Below are 6,156 nucleotides of genomic sequence, written 5' to 3'. Positions count from 1 at the left end.
GACCGTGCTGTCGCTCGACGGCGGGGACGCGGAGGTGCGGGGCCTGGCGCACGAGGCGCTGAGCGTGGCGGCGGGCGACGCGGCGCACGGCGTGGACCTGGACACCGTGCAGCACCTGGTGTCCGCGGCGGCCGGGGAGAACAGCCTGCCGGCCCAGCGGGGGAAACGGCGCTTCCGCGACCGGCTGTCCCGGCTGGCCGACCAGCTGACGGCGCCGCCGCCCTCCCGTTGGTGAGATCCCCGGCGCGGCGGGAGCGGAAGGCGGACCGGCCGCAGTAAACCGGTTGCCTTGTACAGGCTTCCGGCCGCAACATGGCCCCCTGTGACCAAGATGTTCGCCGCGCTCCTGCCGGATCTCTCCCCGCTCCGCTCCTCCCGGGACTTCCGGCTCCTCTGGATCCAGGGGCTGGTGACGAACTTCGCGAGCTTCATGGCGATGATCGCCCTGCCGCTCCAGATCAAGGACCTGACCGACTCCCCCCTCGCGGTGGGCGCGATGGGCGCGGTCGAGCTGGTGCCGCTGGTGGTCTTCGGCCTGTACGGCGGGGCGCTCGCCGACGCCGTCGACCGGCGCAAGGTCATCCTCCTCACCGAGGCCGGGCTCGGCGTGCTGGCCGGGGTGCTGCTCGTGAACGCGCTGCTGCCGGAGCCGCTGCTGTGGCCGCTGTACGTGGTGGCGGCGGGGGTCTCCGCGCTCGCCGGGCTCCAGCGCCCCGCGCTGGACTCGCTGCTGGCCAGGATCGTCCCGCACGACCAGCTCACGGCCGCCGCCGCGCTGAACGCCGTGCGCTGGCAGATGGGCGCGATCGCGGGGCCCTCGCTGGCGGGCGTGGTCGTGGCGTTCGCCGGTCACGCCCCGGCGTACGGCATCACGATCGTGGGCTTCGCCGTCTCCGTACTGATGTGTCTGCGCCTGTCGCCCGCGCCGGCCGCGCACGACGCGCGGAAGCCGTCGCTGCGGGGCATCGCGGAGGGCGCGCGGTACGCGTGGAGCAGACCGGTCCTCCTCGGGACGTACGCGATCGATCTGGCGGCGATGCTCTTCGCCTTCCCGAACTCGATCTTCCCGTTCCTCGCGGACGACCTCGGCGCGGAGTGGTCGCTGGGACTGATGTACGCGGCGGGCTCGGTCGGCTCCGTGCTGCTCAGCGTGACCAGCGGCTGGACCTCACGGGTGCGGCGGCACGGGCTGTTCGTGGTGTTCGGCGCGGCCGGGTGGGGGCTGGCGATCACGGCGGCGGGGTGGTTCTCCAACGTGTGGGTGGTGCTGGTCTGCCTGGCCTTCGCCGGGGCGGGCGACATGCTGAGCGGCCTGGGCCGCTCGACGATCTGGAACCAGACCATCCCGGAGGAGCTGCGCGGGCGGCTGGCGGGCATCGAGGTGCTGTCGTACAGCGTCGGACCCCAGCTCGGGCAGGTCAGGGCGGGTGCCATGGCCGGCTGGACCGGCACCCGCCCGGCGGTGTGGGGCGGCGGGCTGGCCTGCCTGGTGTCGGTGGGCCTGCTGTCGGCGGTCCTGCCGAGGCTGGTGACGTACGACGCGAGCACGGACGAGGACGCGCTGCGCCGGCGCGCGCACCAGGAGGCGGTCACGCCGACGCCGCCGATCGCGCCCGCACCGCCGACGGCCCCGGCCCCGCCGACCACCTCGCTGCCTGCGGGGTGAGGGGGCGGGAGGGGCCGTACACGCTCCCCGGCCGGACGGGTCCTAGGGCGTGTCCGCGAAGGGGGGTCGTCCGCCCGGAGAGCCAGACCCCACTTCGCGGACACGCCCTAGGACCCGCCGCCCGGCCTGTCGTGCCACTTGGGGTCGTTCTCCCACTCCGTGTTCCGCTCCTTCGCCGTGTCCATCGCGTGCTCCGCCTCCTGGCGGGACGCGTACGGGCCGAAGCGGTCCTTGGCCGGGCACTCGGGGCCCTCCTCGACCTTGCCGTGCTCCAGGCAGTAGTACCACTCGCCCGGCTTGCCCACCGTGCGCTTCTTGAACAGGGCCATGCCCGGCTCCCTTTCTTCTCCGTCGTCGTCGATGTCGTTCGTGACGTCGTCGATGTCGTCGTTCATGTCGTCGTCCCTGACGCCATGCTGCCCCCCGGCCGCCGCCGCGACGCTGGATAGACTCGTTCGCATGTCTGGCCAGTCGCTGCTCGTACCAGGGGAGCTCTCTCCCGCACGTTCCGTTCCCGGAAACATCCGGCGCCCCGAATACGTCGGGAAACCCGCTCCTACCCCGTACACCGGGCCGGAGATCCAATCCGCCGAAACGATTGAGCTGATGCGGATCGCGGGGCGCATCGCCGCGCGGGCGATGGAGGAGGCCGCGAAGCACATCGCGCCGGGGGTGACGACCGACGAGCTGGACCGGGTCGCCCACGCCTACATGTGCGACCACGGCGCCTACCCCTCGACGCTCGGCTACCGGGGCTTCCCCAAGTCCCTCTGCACGTCGGTCAACGAGGTGATCTGCCACGGGATCCCGGACTCCACGGTGCTCCGCGACGGCGACATCGTGAACCTGGACGTCACCGCGTACATCGGCGGCGTGCACGGGGACAACAACGCCACCTACTTCTGCGGTGACGTCGACGAAGAATCGACACTGCTCGTCGAGCGGACGCGCGAGGCGCTGAACCGCGCGATCAAGGCCGTACGGCCCGGACGCCGGCTGAACGTGATCGGGCGGGTCATCGAGTCGTACGCCAAGCGCTTCGGCTACGGCGTCGTCAAAGACTTCACCGGCCACGGGATCAACACGTCCTTCCACTCCGGACTGATCGTCCCGCACTACGACAGCCCGCACGCCACGACCGTCATCAGACCCGGGATGACCTTCACCATCGAGCCGATGCTCACGCTCGGTACGTACGAGCACGACATGTGGGACGACGGCTGGACCGTCGTGACGAAGGACCGCAAGCGGACTGCGCAGTTCGAGCACACCCTGGTGGTGACCGACACCGGGGCGGAGATCCTCACGCTTCCCTGAGTCCTCCCGCGCCTCCCGGCGGGCTTCTCCGGGCGAGCGCCCCTGGTGGGAGCCGGGTAGCGTTTTACCGACAGGACGTCGGGAACCAGTTGACTTAGGTAAGCCTAAGTAGGAGGATCCGTGGTGGCAAGCCCCCGTGCTGCCCCCGTGGGCACTTCCGGTGCTCCCGTCCCCCTCGGTCCCCGGAGGCCCGCCTTGGACGCACGCACCGTCACCGTCGGTACACCGTTCTCCACCCTGATCCGCGTCGCGTCGCACGAACAGCACACCCAGGCCGAGACCTCGCCCTTCATGGGCGACCTGCTGGGCGGGCGGCTCGGGGTGGACGCGTACACCCGCTACACCCAGCAGCTGTGGTTCGTGTACCGCGCACTGGAAGGCGCCTCCGAGGCGCTCGCGGACGATCCGGTCGCCGGGCCCTTCATCCGGCGCGAGCTGGCGCGTACGCCGGAGCTGGAGCGCGATCTGGCGCATCTGTGCGGTACGGAGTGGCGTACGGGCCTGGAACCGCTTCCTGCGACCGCCGCGTACGCGGCCCGGGTGGAGGAGTGCGCCCGCGTGTGGCCCGGCGGATACGTGGCACACCACTACACCCGCTATCTGGGTGACCTGTCCGGCGGCCAGATCATCCGCGACCGGGCGGAGAAGGCGTGGGGGTTCGCGCGCAAGGGGGACGGGGTCCGCTTCTACGTCTTCGAGGGGATCCCGAACCCGGCCGCGTTCAAGCGCGACTACCGCGAGCTGCTGGACGCGGTGGCGGTCGACGACCTGGAGAAGCAGCGGATCGTGGACGAGTGCAAGCGGGCGTTCGACTTCAACGGCGCGGTCTTCCGTGAGCTGGGGGAAGAGTTCCCGCGCAGCGCGTGAGTGAGGCCGGGCGCCCGCCCGGCCGCCCCTCAGCACGTCCGGCGCGTCCGGCCCGTCCGGCCGCGCCTAGCGCCCCTGGTGCAACCGAACCCGGCCGCCGATCTCGATCTCGCCCCGGGGAGCCGGCGCGGTGAGGATCTGCGAGCCCCTGCCCTGCGTGATGTTCAGCGCGCGGCCCAGCTGTTCGGTGAGCAGCAGCGCCGCCGCCCCCGTCGCCTCGTCCTCCGCGATGCCGTCGTCCCGGCGCGGGAAGCCCCGGGCCCTGACGCGCCCCGCCGCCTCGTCCTGCCACGCCCAGGCGTAGAGCCAGCCCTCGCCGGGCGGCGGGGCGGGCAGGGCGTCGACCTCGGCGACGGAGCCGTACTGCCGGAGCTGCCGCGGCGGCGCCCATTCGGGGCGGGCGGTGATCCAGGTGAACTCGCCGTCCTGGCGCACCCACACCTCACCCGCGGGCGGGTTCACGGACTCCAGGTCGAGCAGCCACGCCGTCCCCACGAGGGGGTGGCCGGCGAACGGCAGCCGCAGGCCGGGGGTGTAGATGTCGACCACACCGCGCTCGGGGTCGTCGACGAACACGGTCTCGCTGTAGCCGAGTTCGGCGGCGATCGCCTGCCGGTCGGCGCGGTCGGGGTGGTCCCGGCCCTCGCGCACGACGCCGAGGGTGTTGCCGTGCCGGCCGTCGGCCCCGCAGAAGACGCTGAGTACGTCGATGTCATTCACCCGGGCATTCAAACACCCGGGACCCCGCACTTTCGAACAGGACATCGACCCCCGTGGACGGCCTCGGCGAACGACCGCCAGAAAAGGGCGAATCGGTCACCTTGACCCGCGCTTGACCCACCCATGGCCCGACCGTGGAGCACCCGTGATCCCGCCGTGTCCGGGCGCGAGGAGTGAGATCCGAATCACTGGACGAAGAGGGCAAAGCCAGGTAAGCCTTCGTTAAGTTAGGCCTGCCTCACCAACGTCCCCGTCCCTCGTCACCACCCTTGTGGAGTCCCGCATGCGCCCTGCCCGCCTCTCCGTCGTCGCCGCGATCACCGCGGTGGCCGCCCTGACCGCCGTCACGGGATGCGCCGACAAGAGCGACGCCAAGGCCGGCGGCGACGCCGTCCAGGTCACGGCGAAGGACACCTCCTGCGACGTGTCGAAGAAGGAGTTCCCGTCGGGCCACGTCGAGTTGGCCGTCGAGAACAAGGGCTCGAAGGTCACCGAGGTCTACCTCCTCTTCCCGGACGACCGCATCGTGACCGAGCGCGAGAACATCGGCCCCGGCACCAAGGCCACGCTGACCGCCGAGGTGAAGTCCGGTTCGTACGAAATCGCCTGCAAGCCCGGCATGAAGGGCGACGGCATCCGCCAGAAGGTCACCGTCACCGGCGGTACGGCCGTCACGCGCAGCCCGGAGAAGGACGCCGCGGTCGCCGCGTACCGCAAGTACGCGCAGGAGCAGGCCGATGCCACGCTGCCGAAGGTGAAGGTCTTCACCGACGCCGTGCGCGCCGGTGACATCGAGGGCGCGAAGAAGGCGTACGCGCCTTCCCGCATCGGCTGGGAGCGCACCGAGCCCGTCGCCGAATCCTTCGGTGACATCGACCCGCTGGTCGACACCCGCGCGGACGGCCTGGAGAAGGGCCAGAAGTGGACCGGCTGGCACCGGCTGGAGAAGGAACTCTGGCAGGACAAGAAGCTGAGCCCGGACGCCACGTCCCTCGCCGACGAGCTGGACAAGGACCTCGCCGACTGGCAGAAGCGGGTCGGCAAGGCCGTCATCACGCCGACCTCCATGGCCAACGGCGCCAAGGAACTGCTCGACGAGGTCGCCTCCGGGAAGATCACCGGCGAGGAGGACCGCTACAGCCACACCGACCTGGTCGACTTCAAGGCCAACGTCGAGGGCGCGCAGCAGTCGTTCGAGCTGCTCAAGCCGGTCGCGGGGAAGAACGACGCGGCCCTGGTGACGGAGTTGGGCAAGCAGTTCGCCGCGCTGAACACGCTGCTCGACAAGTACCGTACGGGCGGGGCCGATTCGTACGAGTTCGTCTCGTACGACAAGGTCCGTGAGCCGCAGCGCAAGGAGCTCTCCGACGCGGTGAACGCGCTCGCGGAGCCGCTCTCCCGGCTCGCCGCCGCCGTCGTCAAGTAGTCAGGTATCGGGCATCAAGTATCAGGCAGGGAACGGGTACGCCGTGGACGACCAGACGACCGAAAGCTCTCCCGGGGCCGCCGGCAAGGGCGCCGCGCCCTCCCGGCGTTCCCTCCTCGGCTGGGGCGGCGCCGGGCTCGCGCTCGGTGCCGTCGCGGCC

General features: G+C 71.2%; 6 protein-coding genes and 1 pseudogene. 5 read left to right on the top strand and 2 right to left on the bottom strand.

Annotated features, from left to right (window positions below; genetic code table 11):
- Positions 1-235 (top strand): annotated as a pseudogene (locus GT042_RS11315) (hypothetical protein); the annotation flags it as partial.
- Positions 236-331: 96 nt separating this feature from the next.
- Positions 332-1,666 carry an MFS transporter gene (locus GT042_RS11310; protein WP_161308584.1) on the top strand — a complete coding sequence of 445 codons (1,335 nt, stop codon included), beginning with the start codon at positions 332-334 and terminating at the stop codon, positions 1,664-1,666.
- Between the two features lie 107 nt (positions 1,667-1,773).
- On the opposite strand, the gene GT042_RS11305 is transcribed toward GT042_RS11310, so the two are convergent.
- Positions 1,774-1,995 carry a hypothetical protein gene (locus GT042_RS11305; protein ID WP_161308583.1) on the bottom strand — a complete coding sequence of 74 codons (222 nt, stop codon included), beginning with the start codon at positions 1,993-1,995 and terminating at the stop codon, positions 1,774-1,776.
- A 130-nt stretch (positions 1,996-2,125) separates the two neighbouring features.
- Between GT042_RS11305 and map the strand changes: the two genes are divergently transcribed.
- Together map and GT042_RS11295 are read left to right on the top strand one after the other, a co-directional pair.
- On the top strand, positions 2,126-2,983 hold the full coding sequence (gene map, locus GT042_RS11300; protein WP_161308582.1) for a type I methionyl aminopeptidase: 858 nt from the start codon (positions 2,126-2,128) through the stop codon (positions 2,981-2,983).
- Positions 2,984-3,178: 195 nt separating this feature from the next.
- Complete coding sequence (locus GT042_RS11295; protein ID WP_161308581.1) at positions 3,179-3,850, top strand: biliverdin-producing heme oxygenase; 672 nt, start codon at positions 3,179-3,181, stop codon at positions 3,848-3,850.
- Positions 3,851-3,916: 66 nt separating this feature from the next.
- Here the strand turns inward: GT042_RS11295 and GT042_RS11290 are convergent, their stop codons facing one another.
- Positions 3,917-4,570 carry a PhzF family phenazine biosynthesis protein gene (locus tag GT042_RS11290; RefSeq protein WP_345943742.1) on the bottom strand — a complete coding sequence of 218 codons (654 nt, stop codon included), beginning with the start codon at positions 4,568-4,570 and terminating at the stop codon, positions 3,917-3,919.
- 283 nt (positions 4,571-4,853) lie between these two features.
- Here GT042_RS11290 and efeO point away from each other — a divergent pair, with 283 nt between their 5' ends.
- Positions 4,854-5,996 (top strand): iron uptake system protein EfeO, encoded by a 1,143-nt coding sequence (efeO, locus tag GT042_RS11285; protein ID WP_161308579.1) that lies wholly within the window; start codon positions 4,854-4,856, stop codon positions 5,994-5,996.
- The last annotated feature ends 160 nt before the right edge of the window (positions 5,997-6,156 follow it).

It is taken from the genome of Streptomyces sp. SID3212 (assembly GCF_009865405.1).
Lineage (GTDB): Bacteria > Actinomycetota > Actinomycetes > Streptomycetales > Streptomycetaceae > Streptomyces.
Note: the sequence above shows the minus strand (reverse complement) of the source record. Positions and strands in the feature narration are given on the sequence as shown.